This window comes from Streptomyces sp. NPDC041108 (genome assembly GCF_055592645.1).
The window spans coordinates 600,937-621,815 of sequence record NZ_JBVIYK010000003.1 but is presented as its reverse complement, the minus strand read 5'-3'; the positions used below and the strand labels follow the sequence as shown (position 1 = coordinate 621,815).

The following is a 20,879-nucleotide window of genomic DNA, read 5'->3' as shown; positions in this document are numbered from 1 at the left end:
TGAGCGTCGAGGGACAGGCGGTCGGTGGGGCGCGGGTGTCCGGTGGGGACGAGGCCCGTGCCCGGGACGGGAGGGATCGTGCGACGGCGCCCCCCGCCGGGCCGGGGACGCGGGGCGGTGCGGATGCGGCCGTCGGCGCGGGGGCGCGTGGCGGGGCCCGGGGAGCGGGCGGGGTGCGGGGGGCCGGGCCGCTGTTGCTCGGCGTGCGGCATCACGGGCCGGGGTCGGCACGGGCCGTGCGTGCGGCGCTGGAGGCGGCTCGGCCCCGGGTCGTGCTGATCGAGGGGCCGCCGGAGGCGGATGCGCTCGTTCCGCTCGCGGCGGACGAGGACATGCGGCCCCCGGTCGCGCTCCTCGCCCACGCCGTCGACGAGCCGGGGCGCTCCTCCTTCTGGCCCTTCGCCGAGTTCTCCCCGGAGTGGGTCGCCCTCCGCTGGGCGCTGGCCCACGATGTCCCGGCCCGCTTCATCGACCTGCCGGCCGCACACACGCTGGCCTGGGGGAGGGGGGAATCCGGGGCCACCGAGCCGGACGGGCCGGCCGCCGAGCCGGACGAGGCTCTCCGGGGCGATCCGCTCGCCGCGCTCGCCGAAGCCGCCGGGTACGACGACGCCGAGCGGTGGTGGGAGGACGTCGTCGAGCACCGGGGGACGGGCGGGGACGTGTTCGGCCCGTTCGCCGTGCTGGAGGAGGCCATGGGGGCGCTGCGGGAGGTGTACGGCAGCGGAGGGCGCGACCGTGATCCGGTGCGCGAGGCGTACATGCGCTTGCAACTGCGCGCCGCACGCAAGGAGTTCGGGGACGACGACGTGGCCGTGGTGTGCGGTGCCTGGCACGTGCCCGCGCTGCGGGAGAAGCGGACCGTGGCCGCCGACCGGGCCTCCTTGAAGGGGCTGCCCAGGGTCAAGGCCGACATGACCTGGGTGCCGTGGACGAACCGGCGCCTGGCCCGCGCAGGCGGCTACGGGGCGGGAATCGACTCCCCGGGCTGGTACGGACATCTGTTCGCCGCGCCCGACCGCCCCGTGGAGCGGTGGCTCACCAAGGTGGCGGGGCTGCTGCGCGCGGAGGACCGCATCGTGTCCTCCGCGCACGTCATCGAGGCGGTACGGCTGGCCGACACGCTCGCCGCGATGCGCGGCCGCCCGCTGCCGGGCCTCACGGAGACCACCGACGCCGTACGGGCGGTGATGTGCGACGGATCGGACGTACCGCTGTCGCTGGTGGCGGACCGGCTGGTGGTCGGCGACGTCCTCGGAGAGGTGCCCGACACGGCGCCGGCGGTGCCGTTGCAACGGGACCTCACGCGGCTCCAGCGCGGGCTGCGGCTCAAGCCGGAGGCGCTGGAGCGGGAGGTGGAGCTCGACCTGCGCAGGGAGAACGACGCCGAGCGCAGCCGCCTGCTGCACCGGCTGCGGCTGCTCGGCGTCGAGTGGGGTGAGCCGACGACCTCGCGCGGCAGCACGGGCACGTTCCGGGAGACCTGGCGGCTGCGCTGGGAGCCCGAGCTGTCCGTGCGCGTCGCCGAAGCCGGAGTCTGGGGGACCACCGTGCTCGCGGCGACGACCGCCAAGGCCGAGGCGGACGCCGTCGCGGCCGGGTCGCTCGCCGACATCACCGACCTCGCCGAGCGCTGTCTCCTCGCCCGACTCCCCGACGCTCTGCCCGTGGTGATGCGCGTGCTCGCCGACCGCGCCGCCCTCGACGCCGACGTCGGCCACCTCGCCCAGGCACTCCCGGCCCTCGTCCGCTCCCTGCGCTACGGCGACGTCCGCGCCACCGACACCCGGGCTCTGGCCGAGGTCGCCGCCGGTCTCGCCGAGCGGGTCTTCGTCGGTCTGCCGCCCGCCTGCGCCGCGCTCGACACCGAGGCGGCACAGGAGATGCGCCGCCATGTCGACGCCGTGCACGGGGCGGTGGGCCTGCTCGGCGACACCGTCCCCGCGCACCGCGCGGCGGCGGACGGCGCAGGCGTGACCGGAACGAGGACCGGGACCGGGATACGGGGCCGCTGGCACTCGGTGCTCCACGTCCTCTCCGGACGGGACACGGTGCCGGGTGTGATCCGCGGACGTGCCGTACGACTGCTGCTGGACGACGGCGAGTTGGCGCAGGACGAGGCGGCGCGGCTCATGGGGCTCGTGCTGTCGCCGGGGACGGCGCCGGCGGACGCGGCGGCGTGGATCGAGGGCTTCGTCGGCGGCGGCTCCGGCGGCGGGATGCTGCTCGTGCACGACGAACGGCTCCTCGCCCTGGTGGACGCCTGGCTCACCGGGGTCCCGGCGGACGCGTTCACGGACGTACTGCCGTTGCTGCGGCGGACGTTCTCGGCGTACGAGCCGGGGGTGCGCCGCACGCTCGGCGAGCAGGTGCGGCGCGGGCCGGGGCGGCGGGGGAGCGCGGCGGCCGGCGGTTCCGGCGTGCCCGGCTTCGCCGACGACCTCGACAGCGGCCGGGCGGACGCGGTGCTGCCGGTGCTGCGGCTGCTGCTCGGCCTCGACGGCGACGACGACGGCCGGGCCGACACGGAGGACGACCTGGTGGGGGTGGCGGGATGACGACCGAACGACTGCGCGAGCCCAGGCGGGCCGACGCCACGATGGACATCGCGAGGGACACCGGAGACCGGAACGGGCATGCGCGCGGAGCGCGTTCGGGCAGGCGCCCGGCGACCGTGACGGTGATGCCGCTCTGGGCCCGGCCCGGGACGGGGGTGCGCGGATGACGACCGGGGCGCGAACACGAGCGGAGGTACGGGCGGAAGCACGGGCGCAGGACCTGGCAGCGGTGGACGCGGCCGACGAACGGCTGCGACGCTGGCGGCTCGTGCTCGGCGGGGAGGCGGCGGACGGCACCGGGTACGCGCTCGGCGGGCGTGACGCGGCGATGGACCAGGCACTGGCCGCGCTGTACGGAAAGGGGGACAAGACGCGTGCGGGGCAGGACCGTTCGGCGGGGCTCGGGGCGTCGGCGCCGTCCGTGGCGCGGTGGCTGGGGGACATCCGGACGTACTTCCCCTCCTCCGTCGTCCAGGTCATGCAGCGGGACGCCATCGACCGGCTGGGTCTGTCCGCGCTGCTGCTGGAGCCGGAGATGCTGGAGGCGGTGGAGGCGGACGTCCACCTCGTCGGCACCCTCCTCTCCCTCAACAAGGCCATGCCCGAGACGACCAGGGAGACCGCGCGGGCCGTCGTACGGAAGGTCGTCGAGGACCTGGAGAAACGGCTCGCGACCCGGACCCGGGCCACGCTCACCGGTGCCCTCGACCGCAGTGCCCGCGTCAACCGGCCGCGCCACCACGACATCGACTGGAACCGCACGATCGCGGCCAACCTCAAGAACTACCTGCCGGACCATCGGACGGTCGTGCCCGAGCGGCTCATCGGCTACGGGCGGGCCTCGCGGTCGGTGAAGAAGGAAGTCGTCCTCTGCATCGATCAGTCCGGGTCGATGGCGGCCTCGGTCGTCTACGCGTCGGTGTTCGGGGCGGTGCTGGCGTCCATGCGGTCCATCGACACCCGGCTCGTCGTCTTCGACACGGCGGTCGTCGACCTCACCGACCAGCTCGACGACCCGGTCGACGTCCTGTTCGGCACCCAGCTCGGCGGCGGCACGGACATCAACAGGGCACTCGCGTACTGCCAGTCGCAGATCACCAGGCCCGCGGACACCGTGGTCGTGCTCATCAGCGATCTCTACGAGGGCGGGATACGCGACGAGATGCTGAAGCGGGTGGCGGCGATGAAGGCGTCGGGGGTGCAGTTCGTGACCCTGCTCGCGCTCTCCGACGAGGGGGCGCCGGCCTACGACCGCGAGCACGCGGCGTCTCTCGCGGCGCTCGGCGCACCCGCGTTCGCCTGCACGCCCGACCTCTTCCCGGAGGTGATGGCGGCGGCGATCGAGAAGCGGCCGCTGCCGATACCGGACAGTGCGTGAGGGGTACCGCGGACAGGTGACGGGCGGGGACGTCGGCCCCGACGGACGCGGCGGTCGGTAACCGGACAAGGGAGGTTGAAAAGCGGACATGACCCTGCATCGGTGACACGGGGCTTGCGCGACGGCGGGAGTGCCGTGCGAGGATCGGCGGCACTTCACAGCTTTCACACGGGTGTTCGCATCTCACGCGCTTTCACCCCGTACTCCGCCGTTCCGTCGCACGGGAGGGTTCTCCCCGTCTTGACCGCAACAGCCCCGCTCCCCGGTGCCGGTGCCGTCCTGCGCGTGACGCGCGGGGCCGCCGGGCGTCGTGCGGTGCGGGTGGGGCTGCTGGTGGGCGGGCTGTTCGCGCTGGGCGTCCTGTGCGGCGCGCGGACGAGTGCGGCGGACGAGGGGGCGCCGGCTGTGTCCTCCCTTCCGGCCGCCGTCACCACTGCCGCTACCGATCGGGTCGTCAGGCCGGTCGCCGAGTCGACTGCTCCGCCCGTGACCGGGCGGATCGCTCCGGTGACCGAGCGACTCGCTCCCGGCACCGGGCACATCGCTCCCGTGACCGGGCGGACCGGTCCCCTGACCGCGCGGACCGCCCGACCGGTCGTGGAGGACGTCGCCCGGCGGGTCACCGACCCGGTACCGCGGCCGGTGACCGAGCACGCCGTACAGCCGGTGGCCGAACGCCTCACCCAGCACGAACGCCTCACTCAGCACGAACGCCTCACCCAGCACGAACGCCTCACTCAGCACGAACGCCTCACCCTGCACGAACGCTTCGCGCAGCACGAAGGCCTCACTCAGCACGAACGCTTCGCGCAGTCGGCCACCGGGCATGTCGTCCGGTCCGTCGTCGAAGAGGTCGTGCAGCCGGTCGTCCCTCCCGTGTTACGGCCCGTCACCGCGAACGTGCTGGTGCCGGTGGGCGACCTCGTCGAGTCGGTCACCGAGGGGCTGGGCGGGGTGTCGTCGCAGCTTCCCCCGTCGGGCGGGATGCCGTCGCTGCCCGGGGTGCCGGGGCTCCCGGAGCCGTCCGGGCAGACGACGTTGCCGGTGGAGACTCCGCCCGTGGTGGTGACGCCGCGGGAGCCGGGCCGGGCGGTGGCCGGGAGTCGGGGCTCGACCGTCGACCATGACGGCGGGAGCGGGGGCGAACGGGCCTTGGTCACGCCCTCCGTCGCGTTCGGACCGAAGGCCGTAGTCGGTGGCGCGGCGGGCGTGTCGGCTCCTGGCCGTGACGCCGGTGCCGGGGGCGCGTCCGTCGTGCGGGTGTCTGCGCACCGGAGCCCCGGCGGTCTTCCGACGGGTGCCCTCGGCGGACACTCCGCCGTCGACAACGGCGGGCCCCGGCACGTGGAGACGTCGACCCTCGCCTCGCTCGACCCGGCGCCGCTGAGCGTCGTGCCCGGCGCCCCCGCGACCGATGCCCCGGACGGCACCAGGGACCGGCACCGGGACATCCCCGAGTTCCCCGGCTAGTCGCCGGTCCTCTCCTCCGCAGGACTGCCGTCCCCCTCTCTCGGAGCCCTGGCTCCAAGAAGCCCGGAGGCCCGGACGCCACCGTTCTCGCCACCGGAACCACGACCCCCACCTCGTCGGGTGAGGGCGTGACCGCTTGACGGAACGAGGGCCACGGCCGCGGCCCATACCGCCGCGGCGCCCCACCGACCGACCGGACCCCGAAGGAACCCGGACACGCATGAACAAGAGCATCCGACCACCCCCGCGCGGCACCGGCACAGGCACAGGCACCGGCACAGACACCGGCGTCCTGCCCCTGCCCCAGGCCGCGCCCCCTGCCCCGCCCCCGTAGCTGCGGCTCGCGGGGCGGTCACGGACAGCCGACCCACGGCTCGAACTCGGACGGCCGAAAGCCGTCGGCCCGGTCCGGGCGGGAGTCGGGGACGGTGGCGGGCGGTCTCCGATCGGGGAGGAGATCACCCGCCGGGGGCCCTTCGGAGTGAGTGAAGGGCCTCGTAGGGACCTCACCGGACGTACCCCCGTCCGGTGAGGTCCCGCATACGCGGCACGCGGTGCCAGTGAGCGCGGCATCATGTGACAGGTATCACCGCTCAGGTGTGACCCGCGATTTAGAGGCCTCCCGGAAGCAGCGATAACCTGCGAGACGGACATGCCGCGCGCTCGGACACCGTGTGCGCCTCCCTTGTGACTCACGGCGGACGTCACGTTGCCCTTCGCGGCACGCCCACGCATCCAACGAACCGCTAGCTCACTGATAGGGACGGACGCGCGTGGACCTGTTCGAGTACCAGGCGAGGGACCTCTTCGCCAAGCACGATGTACCGGTGCTGGCCGGTGAAGTCATCGACACGCCTGAGGCGGCTCGCGCAGCCACTGAGCGTCTGGGTGGCAAGTCCGTGGTCAAGGCCCAGGTGAAGGTCGGTGGCCGCGGCAAGGCCGGCGGCGTGAAGCTCGCGGCGACCGCGGACGAGGCGGTCGAGCACGCGACCAACATCCTCGGCATGGACATCAAGGGCCACACGGTCCACAAGGTGATGATCGCCGAGACCGCTCCGGAGATCGTCGAGGAGTACTACGTCTCGTACCTCCTCGACCGCACCAACCGCACCTTCCTCTCCATCGCCTCCGTCGAGGGCGGCATGGAGATCGAGGAGGTGGCGGCCACCCGCCCCGAGGCCGTCGCCAAGACGCCGATCGACGCCAACGAGGGTGTGACCCCCGAGAAGGCCCGCGAGATCGTCGAGGCCGCGAACTTCCCGGCCGAGGTCGCCGACAAGGTCGCCGACGTCCTGGTGACGCTGTGGAAGACCTTCATCGAGGAGGACGCCCTCCTCGTCGAGGTCAACCCGCTGGCGAAGGTCGCCTCCGGCGACGTCATCGCCCTCGACGGCAAGGTCTCCCTGGACGAGAACGCGGACTTCCGCCACCCCGACCACGAGGAGCTCGTCGACCACGCGGCCGCGAACCCGCTGGAGGCCGCGGCCAAGGAGAAGAACCTCAACTACGTCAAGCTCGACGGTGAGGTCGGCATCATCGGCAACGGCGCGGGTCTCGTCATGAGCACCCTGGACGTCGTCGCGTACGCCGGTGAGAACCACGGTGGCGTCAAGCCCGCCAACTTCCTCGACATCGGCGGTGGCGCCTCCGCCGCCGTCATGGCGAACGGCCTGGAGATCATCCTGGGCGACCCGGACGTCAAGTCCGTGTTCGTCAACGTCTTCGGTGGCATCACCGCCTGTGACGAGGTCGCCAACGGCATCGTCCAGGCGCTGCAGCTGCTCAAGGACAAGGGCGAGGAAGTCACCAAGCCCCTCGTCGTCCGCCTGGACGGCAACAACGCCGAGCTGGGTCGCAAGATCCTCTCCGACGCCAACCACCCGCTGGTCCAGCGCGTGGACACCATGGACGGCGCGGCCGACAAGGCCGCCGAGCTCGCGGCCGCGAAGTAAGGGACGAGGGACAGAACAGCCATGGCTATCTTCCTCAACAAGGAATCCAAGGTCATCGTCCAGGGCATGACCGGTGCCACGGGCATGAAGCACACCAAGCTCATGCTGGCCGACGGCACGAACATCGTCGGTGGCGTGAACCCCCGTAAGGCGGGCACGACCGTCGACGTCGACGGCACCGAGATCCCGGTCTTCGGCACCGTCGCCGAGGCGATCGAGAAGACGGGCGCCAACGTGTCCGTCCTCTTCGTGCCGCCGGCCTTCGCCAAGGCCGCCGTCGTCGAGGCCATCGACGCCGAGATCCCGCTCGCGGTCGTCATCACCGAGGGCATCGCGGTCCACGACTCGGCCGCGTTCTACGCGTACGCCGGCTCCAAGGGCAACAAGACCCGGATCATCGGCCCGAACTGCCCGGGTCTGATCACCCCCGGCCAGTCGAACGCCGGCATCATCCCCGGTGACATCACCAAGCCGGGCCGCATCGGTCTCGTCTCGAAGTCCGGCACGCTGACGTACCAGATGATGTACGAGCTGCGGGACATCGGCTTCTCGTCGGCCGTCGGCATCGGTGGCGACCCGGTCATCGGTACGACGCACATCGACGCGCTCGCCGCGTTCGAGGCCGACCCCGACACCGACCTCATCGTGATGATCGGTGAGATCGGTGGCGACGCGGAGGAGCGTGCCGCCGACTACATCAAGGCGAACGTGAAGAAGCCGGTCGTCGGTTACGTCGCCGGCTTCACCGCGCCCGAGGGCAAGACGATGGGCCACGCCGGCGCCATCGTCTCCGGCTCCTCGGGTACGGCCGCCGCGAAGAAGGAGGCCCTTGAGGCCGCCGGCGTCAAGGTGGGCAAGACGCCCACCGAGACGGCGAAGCTCGCGCGCGAGATCCTCGGCGGCTGATCTTCGGCTCGACCGAGCCTTCGCGGGCCCGCATCCCTCGTCCGGGGTGCGGGCCCGTCGGCGTTCGCGGGGGCGGTCGGCCCGGCGTACGCCCGGCTCAGTGGGCCTCCGGGTGCAGTCGTTCCGGTCCGGCGGCGGTCTCCGCCCGCAGCTTGGCCCGGAGCTTCTGCTGAGGCGGGGAGAGGGGGCCGGGGGCCGCCCGCGGCGGGACGCCGTGGATCGGGACACCCGGGGGAACCGGGGCCTCGTAGTGGTCGGGGGCCGTGTACAGCGTGAGGGCGGTGGTGGTCAGGAGGAGGGTGGTGAAGGCGATGGCGGCGTGGATCCAGCGGCGGGCGCGCAGGTCGGCCCGGGCCCGGATCGCGGGGGGTCGGACGGGGCCCGGACGGACGTCGGAGGGGAGGACGGCCAGGAGACGGCCGAGGTCGTCGGCCGCCACCGGCTTCGGGAGCCGCTCCGTGACCCTCGCGCGGGCGTAGAGCAGCCGGCCCGCCGCGGCGGGTGTGCTCGACTCCGTCTCGGCGGCCGTGTCGGGCAGGTCGAGCCCGACACCGTCGTAGAGGAGCAGGGTGCGGCGGTACGGGGGCGGCAGTTCGAGCAGCGCGGTCAGCAGGGCGCGGCCGGTGGGGTCGGTCGGCGGCGGTTCGAGGTGCCGCCGGGGGCGGGGGCGCAGCCGGTGCCAGGGGGAGAGGGCGTACTCGTGGGCCGCCGCCCGCACCCAGCCTGCTGGGTCACGGTCGACGGCCACCTCCGGCCAGCGGTGCCAGGCGAGCTGGAAGGCGCGCTCCACCGCCTCGCGCGCGAGCCGCCGCTGCCCGGTGAGCAGATAGGTCTGCTGCACGAGGGCGGGAGCGCAGTACGCGTAGAGCGCGTCGAAGGCCCGGGCGGGTGTCAGGGGCGGCGGGGCCGGCGCCGGGAGGCCGGCGTCGGCGGTGACGTCGCCCGCGCCGAGCGGCTGCTGCTGGTACCACTCGGCTCCGCCCCGGCCGGACGGCCCGCCGGGCGTCCTGGTCCCGGGCCGGGTCACCGGACCGCCTCCCCCGGAAGCGACCTCCGTTGGACCGATCTGCGTACGAAAAAACACATAAGCACATATTGAGCGACACGTGCACAAATACCCCGTTACAGCCGTAAAGCGCGTGTCGTTGGGAGCATGGCCGACGTGACACACGCGACCGATCCGAACGAGCCGTCGGCACCTCCCACGGCGTCCGGGGTTCCGATGAGGCCCGTGGCCTCCGCACCGTCCCTGTACTCGTCCTCACCCCGGTCGCCGCTGTCGCCGCTGCTCAGGCGGGCGCGCCGACGGTCGTCCGAGCTCGTCGCCGGGGTGCTCGGCGGGGCGCTGGCGGCGGGGCTCGGCCTGGGGGCGTTCGTGGCCCTCGTGACCGTGCTGTGGATCAGTTCGCCGTACCCCGACAGCGGGCCCGGCGGGGCGCTGCACGTGGCGGCGGCGCTGTGGCTGCTCTCGCACGGCGTGGAACTCGTCCGTACCGACACACTCTCCGGCGACCCCGCCCCGGTCGGTCTCGTCCCCCTGTTCCTGCTCGCCCTGCCGGTGGTCCTGCTGCACCGATCGGCCCGCGACCACGCGGGCGACGGTTGCGGGGTGAGCGCCCGTGCGACGTGGGCCGGGCTGGTCATCGGATACGCGACCGTCGGCGCGGTGGTCACCCTCTACGCCTCGGGCGGAGTGCTGCAGCCGTCGTGGTGGTGGGCCGCGCTGTGCGTGCCGCTGCTCGCGGCGCTCGCGGCGGGCACGGGAGTGTGGGCGGCGCGCGGGTGCCCCCGGCCGCCGCTGCCCGCGCTCCTCGGCGGCGCCCTGAGGACCGCGGACCGGCGGCAGGTCGCGGCGGCCGCCTCACGCGCCGCCGGGGCGGGCGTGCTCGTGCTCGGCGGTGGTGGCGCGCTGCTGGTGGCCGTGTCCCTCGTGTGGCACGGCGGTGCGGCCCGCGACTCCTTCCTCCAGCTCACCGAAGGGCTGTCCGGGCGATTCGCCGTCCTGCTGCTCTGCCTCGCCCTCATCCCGAACGCGGCGCTGTGGGCGGCGGCCTACGCCCTCGGCCCCGGCTTCCTGCTGGGCGCCGGGCACCCCACCGGCCCGCTGGAGGCTGCCGCTCCGGCCGTTCTCCTGCCCCCGTTCCCCCTGCTCGCGGCCGTCCCGGCGGGTGGGGGCGCGCCGGTGTACTGGATGGTGGGAGCGGTGCCGCTCGCCGCGGGGGTGACGGTCGGCTGGTTCACCGCGGCGCGGGCCGCCACCGCTCGGCCGGTGCCGTGGTCCGCGGGGCGCACGGTCGTCGCGACCTTGCTCGCGGCCCTCGTGTCCGCCGCGGCCTTCGCCCTCCTCGCCCTCCTCGCGGGAGGACGCCTCGGTGTCGCCGCGCTGACCGAGTTCGGACCGGTGTGGTGGCAGGCCGGCGGCGCGGCCGGGGCCTGGGTGGGCGCGGTGGGGATGCCGGTGGCGCTGGTCGCGCGGTGGTGGCGGACGCGCGCCCGGAGGAGGGCGGACGCGGCCGAGGTGGCTGGTCGGACGAAGAGAACCGCGGTGCCGGTGGCCAGGGCCGCCGGGCAGGGCGGGACGACGGGGGAGCCTCTGGGCGACGGGACCGGAGGACGGAAGCGGTCGGTGGCGGCCCGAGTGTTCCGGCGCCGGGCGAAGACCGCCGGGGGAGGTGCCTTGGCTCCCGGCGACACATCGGGCGGGTTCGGTGCGGCCTGGTCCCGAACCGAGCCGGCCGTCCGGTCCCCGGCCGATTCCCGAGGGGAGGCCGCAACCGAGACCCGAACCGAGACCCGAACCGAGACCCGAACCGAGACCCGAGCCGAGTCCGGAGCCGAGACGCGAGCCGAGTCCGGAGCCGAGACGCGAGCCGAGTCCGGAGCCGAGTCCCTGACCCAACCCCGGGCCACAGGCAGGCCGACGGCCGCCGCCTCCGTGCCGCAGCCCGCACCCGTCCCGAAGCGCCCCCACCGGCTCCCCGCGTGGTTCCCGGGGGAGAAGGGCACTCCGGCCGGGCCGGCGATCCCGGTCGGCCCCTCGCCCGCCACCGTCGGCGCCGACGCCACCGGGCCCCACACCACCGAGGCCACCGGCACCGCCACCTCCGAGGCCACCGGCACCGCCACGGACGCCGCCGACGCCGCTCCGGGCCCGGTGCTCGACACCACCGACGACCTCGGGCAGGCCCCGTACGACGCCCTCGACCCGTACGCCTATGAGTCCGCCGCCGTACCCCCACCCGTCTGGGACCCGGACGGGCGCGCCGCCCGCTGGGCGGCGTTGCGGGAGGCGTCCGCATCCGACCGGGGCGACCACGAACGCACCCCGCTCCCCGGCCGGGAGGAACCCGCCTGACGACACGACGGCGCGCCGCCGGTCACCACCGACGGCGCGCCTTCACCCCGCTCTGCCGCTCGGGTCGCGCTGTCACTGCGCGCCCAGCACCTCCCGCAGCGGTCCCTCCGGCAGGAGGTCCTTGCAGGCCTGCGCGGAGGTGGTGGTGAGGGAGTCGTTGACGCAGGTGTAGTAGTCCCGGTAGACGAACTGGGCCGTGAAGGTGACGGCGACGATGGCGAGGGCGATCGTGGAGGTCACCAGGCCGCTGATGGCCGCCGTCCGCTGCGGCCGGCCGCTCGGTTCGGGGGCCGTCGGCCGGTCCGGGTCCGGGCGGGCGGGCTTGGCGCGCAGGGCGCTGACGGACCAGTACACGGCCAGGGAGCCGAGCAGCAGGGCGACGTAGGGCCAGGCGAAGAGGGCGAAGAAGAAGGCCCACATGCCGCAGAGCAGCGAGTACCGCGCGCGCCGCTGGGCGGGGTCCGTCGGGTCCCAGCGCAGTCCGCCGCCCGGACCGCCCTCGGGGCCCTGGCCGGGCCCGCCCTGGCCGCCGGGGCGCTGCCCGAAGGGTCCGCCGGACGAGCGGCCGGGCTGCCGGTCGCTCCACTGACTGCCCCAGGGCGAGTGGCCGCCACCGCCTCCTGTGCCGTCGTCGGTGTCCCGGCCGTCCGGCCGACGCGGCTGCCACGGCCGGTCGGGCGTGCCCTCGGGCGGTGGGGCGAACGGGTTGTCGTCCGAAGCACCTGCGCCCTGGCCCCGCCCGGGCTGCCCGGACTGCTCGTGGGTGTCCTCGCTCTCGCGCGGAGGCGTGGGCGAGGAACTCCGCTCGCGCAGCAGGAGCGAAGAAAGGCGGAAACTGCGGTCCGGCATCAGGAGTGCGTCTTCCCCTTGGTGAGTACGGCGTGACATCGGTCGTGTGCCCGGTGGTGCCCGGCGGGTGCACGGGACGGTGAACTCGGAGCCGCTGTCCGGCGGTGGGTCGCCGGACCCGGCGGTGAGTCCGGTCGTGTTCCCCGGTGGTGCCCGGTCGTGGTCCCTGTCCTGTTCCAGTGGTGATCTCGGCGGTGAAATCTACTGGTAGCGCATGAGCTGTCACTCCTTGAACGCCCCACACACCGACCGCGTTCCCGAGCCCACTCCTGGCAGACGCTACCTCCCGGCCACGCCCCCGTCCCACGGGGGCCGTCCGGTGTGCCGGTATCGTTGCTGGCGGTCAGCCGCTTCGTAGACTTCCCCGTATCGGGGGACCCGAAGCATTCGTACGAAAGTACAAGTGCACGGTCGGCAGACCTGAACGTTCCCCGTAGAACCCGTAGAAAGGGCCCCACCGTGGCCGCCAAGCCCGTGGCCAAGCGCCTTGTCGTGCTGGTCTCCGGATCCGGCACCAACCTCCAGGCGCTGCTGGACGCCATCGCCACGGCCGGCGTCGAGGCCTACGGCGCCGAGATCGTGGCCGTCGGAGCCGACCGCGGTGGCATCGAGGGCCTCGCCCGCGCCGAGCGCGCCGGGCTGCCGACCTTCGTGTGCCGGGTCAAGGACCACGCGACGCGCGACGAGTGGGACGCGGCGCTCGCCGACGCCGTCGCCGCGTACGAGCCGGACCTCGTCGTCTCCGCCGGGTTCATGAAGATCGTGGGGAAGCGGTTCCTGGCGCGGTTCGGTGGGCGGTTCGTCAACACCCACCCGGCGCTCCTCCCCAGTTTCCCGGGGGCCCACGGGGTGCGGGACGCGCTCGCGTACGGCGCCCGGGTCACCGGCTGCACCGTCCACTTCGTCGACGACGGCGTCGACACCGGGCCGATCATCGCGCAGGGCGTGGTGGAGGTCCGGGACGAGGACGACGAGAGCGCTCTGCACGAGCGCATCAAGGAAGTCGAGCGAAGGCTGCTCGTCGATGTCGTGGGGCGGCTCGCCCGCAACGGCTATCGCATTGAGGGACGAAAGGTAGTTATCCAGTGACCGCCGACAGCACTGTCACGGCCGAGAGCGGCCAGAGCGGCCGGAGCGGCGCGGGCGACCAGCGGGTCATCCGGCGCGCGCTCGTCAGCGTCTATGACAAGACGGGCCTCGAAGACCTCGCGCGCGGCCTGCACGAGGCGGGCGTCGAACTCGTCTCCACCGGGTCCACGGCCGGGCGTATCGCCGCCGCCGGTGTCCCCGTCACCAAGGTCGAGGAGCTGACCGGCTTCCCCGAGTGCCTGGACGGCCGGGTCAAGACCCTCCACCCCAAGGTGCACGCGGGCATCCTCGCCGACCTGCGCCTGGAGGACCACCGGCGTCAGCTCGCCGAGCTGGGCGTCGAGCCGTTCGACCTCGTCGTCGTCAACCTCTACCCGTTCCGGGAGACCGTCGCCTCCGGCGCCACCCCCGACGAGTGCGTCGAGCAGATCGACATCGGCGGCCCCTCGATGGTCCGCGCCGCCGCCAAGAACCACCCCTCCGTCGCGGTCGTCACCAGCCCCGCCCGGTACGCCGACGTCCTCGCGGCCGTCCGGCACGGCGGCTTCGACCTCACCACCCGCAAGCGGCTCGCGGCCGAGGCGTTCCAGCACACGGCCGCGTACGACGTCGCCGTGGCCTCCTGGTTCGCGTCCTCGTACGCACCGGTGGACGACTCGCAGTTCCCCGACTTCCTCGGGGCCACCTGGGAGCGCGCGCACACCCTGCGCTACGGCGAGAACCCGCACCAGCCGGCCGCGCTGTACGTCTCCGGCACCGGCGGTCTCGCCGAGGCCGAGCAGCTGCACGGCAAGGAGATGTCGTACAACAACTACACGGACACGGACGCCGCGCGCCGTGCCGCGTACGACCACGACGCGCCGGCCGTCGCGATCATCAAGCACGCGAACCCGTGCGGGATCGCGGTCGGCGCCGATGTCGCCGAGGCGCACCGCAAGGCGCACGCCTGCGACCCGCTGTCGGCGTTCGGCGGCGTGATCGCGGTCAACCGGCCGGTCTCGAAGGAGATGGCCGAGCAGGTCGCCGAGATCTTCACCGAGGTGATCGTCGCGCCCGACTACGAGGACGGCGCCCTCGAGGCCCTCGCCAGGAAGAAGAACATCCGGGTGCTGAAGGCACCGGGCGCGCCCGCCGCCCCGGTCGAGGTCAAGCCCGTCGACGGCGGCGCGCTGCTGCAGGTGACCGACCGGCTCCAGGCCGACGGTGACGACCCCGCCCACTGGACCCTCGCCACCGGCGACGCCCTCTCCGCCGACGAACTGGCCGAGCTGGCGTTCGCCTGGAGGGCCTGCCGCGCGGTGAAGTCCAACGCGATCCTGCTGGCCAAGGACGGCGCTTCGGTGGGTGTCGGGATGGGGCAGGTCAACCGCGTCGACTCCGCCAAGCTCGCGGTCGAGCGCGCCGGTGCCGAGCGCGCGCGGGGCGCGTACGCCGCCTCCGACGCGTTCTTCCCCTTCCCGGACGGGCTGGAGATCCTGACCGCGGCCGGCGTCAAGGCCGTGGTGCAGCCCGGTGGTTCGGTCCGCGACGAGCTGGTCGTCGAGGCCGCGCGCAAGGCGGGCGTGACGATGTACTTCACGGGGACGCGGCACTTCTTCCACTGAGCCGCTCCGCCGAGGTCGTGGGACGAAGGGTCCGCCAAGGGTCCGCCGGGCACACCGGCGGACCCTTCCGCGTGTGCGCCCGGGGCGGGAGCATGCGGAATGGCCGATACCCCGGTGCAGAGGCGTGCGTTCCGCTGCGAGGGTCGAGGGGTCCGTTCCATCGACAGGGACTCAGGGGGTCTGTCATGCGCAACAGATCAGGTCGGTCACGCCGGGCGGCGGCCGTCGGGGCGGTGCTCGCCGTCGCGCTCGGTACGGGAATGAGCGGCACGGCGGCCGCGAGCGCCGCCGGGGACGAGGCGGTGGTGTCCTGTCTCCGCGGGTACGTGTGTCTCCAGCCGCTGCTCGGCTCCCAGCCGGTCATGGTGCGAGAGGGGGACCGGGCCGCGTACAGCCCCGCCCTGCGGGTCACCGCGGTCGTCAACGCCACGAACACGCCCTACTGCGTCGGCGGGAGCCTGAGTTATCCGCTCGGGCCCGGCCAGACGCGGACCTACGACCACACGGTGAGCCTCGTGTCGCCGGCGGGCGGTGGCTTCTGCGTGCTGTGACACCGAGGGGTGCCGCACCGAGGGGTGCCGCACCGGGAGATGACACACCGAGGGCCGTGGCCCTGAGATACGGGAGCACGGCCCTTCGGGTGCGTCCGGTGTGCGTCGCTCAGTAGCGCGGGCGGTTGAACCACGCCTTGCCGTTGGCGTTGCCGACGAAGACGGCGATCAGGATGCCCAGCACCAGGTGGACCAGGCCGATCAGCAGGAACGGGAAGATGCCGAGGATCGCGGTGATGATGCCGAAGACCAGGGTGGCCACGCGTACGCCGTTGCCGCCGGACTTGAACTTCACGGCCATCATGATCGCGTAGACGAGCCAGGCCGCCGCGAAGACGGCGATCGCCACCATCTGGCCGGTGGGGATGTTGCCGAGCGCCTCGGCGAGGGCCGGGTCCTCGGTGCTGTCGCTCGCCGCGGACACCAGGATCGCGCCGGCGGCGTAGAGCAGCACACCGACCACCTGCAGGCCGACGATCACCCACAGCATGATGCGGGCCGCGTTCACCGAGCTGGGCATGGTCTCGGGTGCGTTCGGGTAGCCGCCGTACCCCTGGGAGACCGGCGGGGCGGTCGGGTAGCCGTACCCCGACTGCTGGGGCGGGGTCTGCTGCGGGTAGCCGTAACCCTGGGCGGGCGGCTGCTGCTGGGGCTGGCCGTACGGGTTGTTCGGGTCGCCGAAGCTCATGCGGGGTTTCCTCCGTTGCCTGATGCGGGGACGCGCGGCACGGTTCGGAGGAATGCCCTGGATCTTTTGAAATGGTCACGCCCCCCGGCAGTGCCCGCGGCACTGTGTCCCAATCGTTTTATATGCCTGCTCGGATGTCCAGGGAGATTCGGCGGGTGTTGTGCAAGTGCAACACATCCGATCTTGGCGGAAGGGGGCGCCAGGGCGTCCGCAGGACGACCGGATTGGAACCCGGCACCGGTCATCCGCGAAGATTGGGGCCATGAGCGCCCAGATTCTCGATGGCAAGGCCACCGCAGCCGCGATCAAGTCCGATCTGACCGCCCGCGTGGCGGTGCTGAAGGAGAAGGGCGTCACGCCCGGACTCGGCACGATCCTGGTCGGCGAAGACCCCGGCAGTCAGAAGTACGTCGCCGGCAAGCACCGCGACTGCGCGCAGGTCGGCATCGCGTCCATCCAGCGTGAACTGCCCGCGACCGCGACCCAGGAGGAGATCGAGGCGGTGGTGCGGGAACTCAACGAGGATCCCGCCTGCACCGGTTACATCGTCCAGCTGCCGCTGCCCAAGGGCATCGACGAGAACCGCATCCTCGAACTGATGGACCCCGACAAGGACGCGGACGGTCTGCACCCCATGAACCTCGGGCGCCTCGTCCTCAACGAGCCCGCCCCGCTGCCCTGCACCCCGAACGGCGTGCTCACCCTCCTCCGCCAGTACGGCGTCGAGATCAAGGGCGCCGAGGTCGTGGTTGTCGGGCGCGGCGTGACGATCGGGCGTCCGATGCCGCTGCTGCTCACCCGGCGCAGCGAGAACGCCACGGTGACCCAGTGCCACACCGGCACGCGTGACCTGGCCGCGCACCTGAGGAAGGCGGACATCATCGTCGCGGCGGCCGGCTCCGCCCACCTGATCCGGCCGGAGGACGTGAAGCCGGGCGCCGCCGTCCTCGACGTCGGCGTCTCCCGCTCCGCCGAGGGCAAGATCGTCGGCGATGTCCATCCCGGTGTCGCGGAGGTCGCCGGCTGGATCTCCCCCAACCCCGGAGGCGTCGGCCCGATGACCCGTGCACAGCTGCTCGTCAACGTGGTGGAGGCGGCGGAGCGCAGTGCCGGCTGACGGCGGGGCCGAGGCCGTTTCCGGGGAGCCGCGGGGGACGGGGGCGTCCGGCACGTCCGGCATGCCCGTCACGGCGGGGACCTCCGGGGCGTCCGGGAAGCCGGAGGCGTCCGCGGGGGTCGACCGCCCGGGAAGGGCCGAGGGTCCGGCGGAGCCGACGGGTTCGGGCGCGCCGGGCGGACGTCCGGCGGGCGTGGCGGGAGTGCCGGAGACGGCGGGAGCGGCGAAGGCGGCGCGAGCTACGGGGACGACCGCTGGGCCGGTGGCGTCCGGTGAGTCGGAGGTGTCCGGTGCGGCGGGGGTGTCCGGCGGGTCGGAGGAGTCGTTGAGCCCGGCGCGGGCGGACGTCTCCCGGGCCTCCCGGGCCTCCCGGGATTCGGGGTCGGCAGGGACGGCGAAGGCGGCGCGAGCGGCGGGTACGGCGGCGACGGCGGACGTGTCGTCAGGCAAGGCCGAACGGTCCCGGGCTGCGGCTGACGGCAGGTCCGGGGAGACGGCGGACGGGCCGGGGGCCGCGGAACGGTCCGGGACGACGACAGACGGGGCTGCGGCGTCGGAGAGGGTGCACATGGCGAGGACCGCGGGGACGACCGGGGCCGCAGGAACAGCCGAGGCGACCGAGGCGACCGGGACGGCAGGAACAGCCGAGGCGACCGGGGCGGCAGGAACTGCCGAGGCGACCGGGGCGACCGGGGCGGCAGGAACAGCTGAGGCGGCCGGGGCCGCGGATGAGATCGAGGTTCGTGATCACATCAGCGTGCCCGACGCCGAGGGCAGGCCCGTTCGTGGCACCCGGCGCTTCCCGGTGTTCACCAAGGACACCGCGCGGCCCGAGGGCGGTGGCCGGGCGGCGCCGCGCGAGGCGCCCGCGCCCGTGCGCCAGTGGCCGATCCTCGCCGTGCTGTCCACCGTGGCGCTCGGGCTGCTGCTCACCGCGCTGGACGCGTTCCGGGCGGGCACGATCCTGATCGGGGCCGCGATGCTCGGCGGCGCGGTGCTGCGCTGGGCCGTCCGGGACGTCGGCATGCTGGCCGTCCGCTCCCGCTTCACGGACATGGCCACGTACATCTTCCTGGGCACCGCCATCGTGCTCCTCGCACTGATGGCCCAGCCCGAGCCGTTGCTGGAGATCCCGTTCCTCAAGGACACCCTGCACTTCACGGTGGGCGACGAGGCGGGCTGAGGCGCCGCCGCGCCCCCGGTGCGTACGACGGCGGTCCGTCCCCTCCCCCGAGCAAGGACGGACCGCCGTCGCGCTCCCACGTTCCCCCGCGGCGACCGCTTCGTTCAACACCTGTCCGCCCGCTGTGGCACGGAAGTGACCATTCCGCCAAGGTGTCCGCGCCCGGCGACGGCGAGGGACCCGGAAGGAAGCGGAGACGCGGGACGCGTTCACTGACGCACACGTTCAAGAATTCGGTGCCAGAGCGTTCAAGAACAGAGCTGATGTGAGCATTTGAGGTGATCCGGGATGTCTCGTGTGCAGTCCTGTGATTCCGCCCGGAAATCCGGGTGGCCGGTGGGACACTGGATCGCTGATGGTGAGGGGCGCGTGCGCGGCGCGCGCCCCTGCCCGAAATGCTCCCGCGCGCCCCTTTCCTGGGAACTGACATCTCGACCGGGCGCATCCCAGTGGGTAGGCCAGAACGGGGCTCGAAGAGGGCCCCGGCCAGGTCCCGGACCAGGATTCAGCGAGGGCATCATGCGCGGCACGCGGACAGCGGGCACGGGGGGAAAGTTCAGAGTCGTACGGAGATCCGTACTGGGGGAAGAGGGGGGAAGAAATGCCTCGTTGGAGGGCCTTGCCCGATGAACTCGATCCACAGGTGAAGGAGTTCGCGGGTCAGCTGCGCCGGCTCGTCGACCGCGGTGGACTGAGCATCGCAGCGGTGGCCGACCGCACGGGCTACAGCAAGACGTCCTGGGAGCGCTATCTCAACGGAAGGCTGCTCGCGCCGAAGGGTGCGATCGTCGCGCTGGCCGAGGTGACCGGAACCGATCCCGTCCACCTGGCCACCATGTGGGAGCTGGCCGAGCGGGCCTGGAGCCGCTCGGAGATGCGCCACGACATGACCATGGAGGCGATCCGTATATCCCAGGCGCGTGCCGCCCTGGGCGAGACGGGCGGCCAGTCCACCGTCAGGAGCGGGGGGAACGCCAGGGGAGGGCGGAGCGCGACCGCGACTCCGGGCGTGGCGGGTCCGGCGGGGGTCGCCCCGTCGGTGCCGGTGCAGCCACGCTCCTCGGCCGGCGACCGTGCCTCGCGCCCGCCGTACGGCGGGGGAGTGGCCTCCGGAGGCGCGTCGCGCATCAGTTGGGGCACCACGCCCTCCTCGTCGCCCTCGTCGCCCTCGTCGCCCTCGTCGCCCTCGTCGCCTTCGCCCGCGACCGCGTCACGGGCGGGCCTGGCCGGGGGGCGGTCCTCGTCGGTCTCCCCCGTATCGGGCTCGGCACCGGGTTCGGCCTCGGTGGCGTCGGCGTCCTCGCTCCGCGGTACGGGCGGCGCGCCGGTCGCCGGTGGCGGTGCCCAGGTCGCCGGGGGTGCCTCGGCACCGTCCGGTGTGTTCGGTCCACCGCCTGGCGGGGGTCGGTCCGACGACGGCGATACCCGGCCGAAGCGGCGCGTGCCCATGTTCCTCGCGGGAGCCGTCGGAGGTCTCGTCCTGATCGCGGGGGCCTTCTTCCTCGCCAACGGTGATGGAAAGGACCAGGCTGACGGCAAGCCGCCCGGCTCCGCGTCGACCTCGACCGCCACGAACCCAGACCTCCCGGCCGGCGTGAAGTGCAGCGGCAAGGGCTGCGAGGGCAAGGACCCGGAGACCATGGGCTGCATCGGCGACCTCGTGCGGACCGCCGACGAGGCCACCGTGGGTACCGCGCGGGTCGAGGTCCGCTACAGCAAGACCTGCCAGGCCGCGTGGGCCCGCATCACCGGCGCCGCCCAGGGCGACGAGGTCCAGGTCGCGGCGGGCATGACCCGGCAGACCGCCGCCATCGAGGCGGCCGGCGACAACATCGCCTACACGCTGATGATCAACGTGAAGGACGCGGGCGATGCCACGGCCTGCGCGACGCTGGCGTCGGGCCAGAAGGGCTGCACGGGGTAGCGGGTGGCGGATAGCGGGACGGAGGGGGCGGGGTGGCCGGGCGGAGGGGCCCGGTCGCGAGTCCGAGGGGGCCCGGTCGCGAGGCCGAGGGCGCGCGATCGCCAGGCGGAGGCGCGCAGTGGTGAGGCGGGGGCGCCTGTCCGCGCCCCCGCGCGCTACGGGGGCCGAAGGGCTGGGGGGGCCCATCGGCCGCCGCCGAGCGTGACGCTCCGTAATCATCTCTGCCGTGAAAGTAGTTTCGAGATAAAGGGAATG

15 protein-coding genes are annotated in these 20,879 nt (G+C 73.4%); 12 read left to right on the top strand and 3 right to left on the bottom strand.

Annotated elements, in window-relative coordinates; genetic code table 11:
• Window positions 1-173 precede the first annotated feature (173 nt).
• The 5 genes from ACZ6BB_RS12290 (at window position 174) to sucD (ending at window position 8,264) form a co-directional block, all read left to right on the top strand.
• The gene (locus tag ACZ6BB_RS12290) at window positions 174-2,558 is read left to right on the top strand and encodes a DUF5682 family protein (RefSeq protein ID WP_471615175.1); all 2,385 of its coding nucleotides are present in this window, start codon (window positions 174-176) and stop codon (window positions 2,556-2,558) included.
• A gap of 163 nt (window positions 2,559-2,721) precedes the next feature.
• A complete protein-coding gene (locus ACZ6BB_RS12285; RefSeq protein ID WP_471615174.1) occupies window positions 2,722-3,936 on the top strand; it encodes a vWA domain-containing protein in 1,215 nt (404 codons plus the stop codon).
• A 240-nt stretch (window positions 3,937-4,176) separates the two neighbouring features.
• Window positions 4,177-5,406 (top strand): hypothetical protein, encoded by a 1,230-nt coding sequence (locus ACZ6BB_RS12280; RefSeq protein ID WP_471615173.1) that lies wholly within the window; start codon window positions 4,177-4,179, stop codon window positions 5,404-5,406.
• A gap of 773 nt (window positions 5,407-6,179) precedes the next feature.
• Window positions 6,180-7,358 carry an ADP-forming succinate--CoA ligase subunit beta gene (gene sucC, locus ACZ6BB_RS12275; RefSeq protein ID WP_383880398.1) on the top strand — a complete coding sequence of 393 codons (1,179 nt, stop codon included), beginning with the start codon at window positions 6,180-6,182 and terminating at the stop codon, window positions 7,356-7,358.
• 21 nt (window positions 7,359-7,379) lie between these two features.
• Window positions 7,380-8,264 (top strand): succinate--CoA ligase subunit alpha, encoded by an 885-nt coding sequence (gene sucD, locus ACZ6BB_RS12270; RefSeq protein WP_046915897.1) that lies wholly within the window; start codon window positions 7,380-7,382, stop codon window positions 8,262-8,264.
• A 97-nt stretch (window positions 8,265-8,361) separates the two neighbouring features.
• On the opposite strand, the gene ACZ6BB_RS12265 is transcribed toward sucD, so the two are convergent.
• Window positions 8,362-9,291, bottom strand: a complete 930-nt coding sequence (locus ACZ6BB_RS12265; protein ID WP_471615172.1) for a SigE family RNA polymerase sigma factor — start codon at window positions 9,289-9,291, stop codon at window positions 8,362-8,364.
• A 126-nt stretch (window positions 9,292-9,417) separates the two neighbouring features.
• Between ACZ6BB_RS12265 and ACZ6BB_RS12260 the strand changes: the two genes are divergently transcribed.
• The gene (locus ACZ6BB_RS12260; RefSeq protein ID WP_471615171.1) at window positions 9,418-11,619 is read left to right on the top strand and encodes a cell division protein PerM; all 2,202 of its coding nucleotides are present in this window, start codon (window positions 9,418-9,420) and stop codon (window positions 11,617-11,619) included.
• 72 nt (window positions 11,620-11,691) lie between these two features.
• On the opposite strand, the gene ACZ6BB_RS12255 is transcribed toward ACZ6BB_RS12260, so the two are convergent.
• A complete protein-coding gene (locus ACZ6BB_RS12255) occupies window positions 11,692-12,468 on the bottom strand; it encodes a hypothetical protein (RefSeq protein ID WP_471615170.1) in 777 nt (258 codons plus the stop codon).
• A 459-nt stretch (window positions 12,469-12,927) separates the two neighbouring features.
• On the opposite strand from ACZ6BB_RS12255, the gene purN reads away from it, so the two are divergent.
• The 3 genes from purN (at window position 12,928) to ACZ6BB_RS12240 (ending at window position 15,712) form a co-directional block, all read left to right on the top strand.
• Window positions 12,928-13,557 carry a phosphoribosylglycinamide formyltransferase gene (gene purN / locus ACZ6BB_RS12250; RefSeq protein WP_059078984.1) on the top strand — a complete coding sequence of 210 codons (630 nt, stop codon included), beginning with the start codon at window positions 12,928-12,930 and terminating at the stop codon, window positions 13,555-13,557.
• The gene (gene purH, locus ACZ6BB_RS12245; RefSeq protein ID WP_471615169.1) at window positions 13,554-15,161 is read left to right on the top strand and encodes a bifunctional phosphoribosylaminoimidazolecarboxamide formyltransferase/IMP cyclohydrolase; all 1,608 of its coding nucleotides are present in this window, start codon (window positions 13,554-13,556) and stop codon (window positions 15,159-15,161) included. The genes purN and purH overlap by 4 nt, the downstream gene beginning before the upstream one ends.
• A gap of 185 nt (window positions 15,162-15,346) precedes the next feature.
• Window positions 15,347-15,712 (top strand): hypothetical protein, encoded by a 366-nt coding sequence (locus ACZ6BB_RS12240; RefSeq protein ID WP_471615168.1) that lies wholly within the window; start codon window positions 15,347-15,349, stop codon window positions 15,710-15,712.
• Between the two features lie 109 nt (window positions 15,713-15,821).
• Here the strand turns inward: ACZ6BB_RS12240 and ACZ6BB_RS12235 are convergent, their stop codons facing one another.
• A complete protein-coding gene (locus tag ACZ6BB_RS12235; RefSeq protein WP_471615167.1) occupies window positions 15,822-16,400 on the bottom strand; it encodes a hypothetical protein in 579 nt (192 codons plus the stop codon).
• Between the two features lie 262 nt (window positions 16,401-16,662).
• Here ACZ6BB_RS12235 and ACZ6BB_RS12230 point away from each other — a divergent pair, with 262 nt between their 5' ends.
• The 3 genes from ACZ6BB_RS12230 (at window position 16,663) to ACZ6BB_RS12220 (ending at window position 20,624) form a co-directional block, all read left to right on the top strand.
• Entirely contained in the window at window positions 16,663-17,517 is an 855-nt protein-coding gene (locus tag ACZ6BB_RS12230; RefSeq protein WP_318812646.1) for a bifunctional methylenetetrahydrofolate dehydrogenase/methenyltetrahydrofolate cyclohydrolase, read from the top strand.
• 568 nt (window positions 17,518-18,085) lie between these two features.
• Window positions 18,086-18,700 (top strand): DUF3017 domain-containing protein, encoded by a 615-nt coding sequence (locus ACZ6BB_RS12225; RefSeq protein ID WP_471615166.1) that lies wholly within the window; start codon window positions 18,086-18,088, stop codon window positions 18,698-18,700.
• Between the two features lie 619 nt (window positions 18,701-19,319).
• Window positions 19,320-20,624, top strand: a complete 1,305-nt coding sequence (locus ACZ6BB_RS12220) for a helix-turn-helix domain-containing protein (RefSeq protein ID WP_471615165.1) — start codon at window positions 19,320-19,322, stop codon at window positions 20,622-20,624.
• The last annotated feature ends 255 nt before the right edge of the window (window positions 20,625-20,879 follow it).

What these genes read in the sequence shown, in the direction of transcription:
- ACZ6BB_RS12230 (WP_318812646.1), top strand. Translation starts at nt 16,663, where the DNA reads ATGAGCGCCCAGATTCTCGATGGCAAGGCCACCGCAGCCGCGATCAAG.
- sucD (WP_046915897.1), top strand. Translation starts at nt 7,380, where the DNA reads ATGGCTATCTTCCTCAACAAGGAATCCAAGGTCATCGTCCAGGGCATG.
- ACZ6BB_RS12285 (WP_471615174.1), top strand. Translation starts at nt 2,722, where the DNA reads ATGACGACCGGGGCGCGAACACGAGCGGAGGTACGGGCGGAAGCACGG.
- ACZ6BB_RS12255 (WP_471615170.1), bottom strand. Translation starts at nt 12,468, where the DNA reads ATGCCGGACCGCAGTTTCCGCCTTTCTTCGCTCCTGCTGCGCGAGCGG.
- ACZ6BB_RS12260 (WP_471615171.1), top strand. Translation starts at nt 9,418, where the DNA reads ATGGCCGACGTGACACACGCGACCGATCCGAACGAGCCGTCGGCACCT.
- ACZ6BB_RS12225 (WP_471615166.1), top strand. Translation starts at nt 18,086, where the DNA reads ATGGCGAGGACCGCGGGGACGACCGGGGCCGCAGGAACAGCCGAGGCG.
- ACZ6BB_RS12235 (WP_471615167.1), bottom strand. Translation starts at nt 16,400, where the DNA reads ATGAGCTTCGGCGACCCGAACAACCCGTACGGCCAGCCCCAGCAGCAG.
- ACZ6BB_RS12240 (WP_471615168.1), top strand. Translation starts at nt 15,347, where the DNA reads ATGCGCAACAGATCAGGTCGGTCACGCCGGGCGGCGGCCGTCGGGGCG.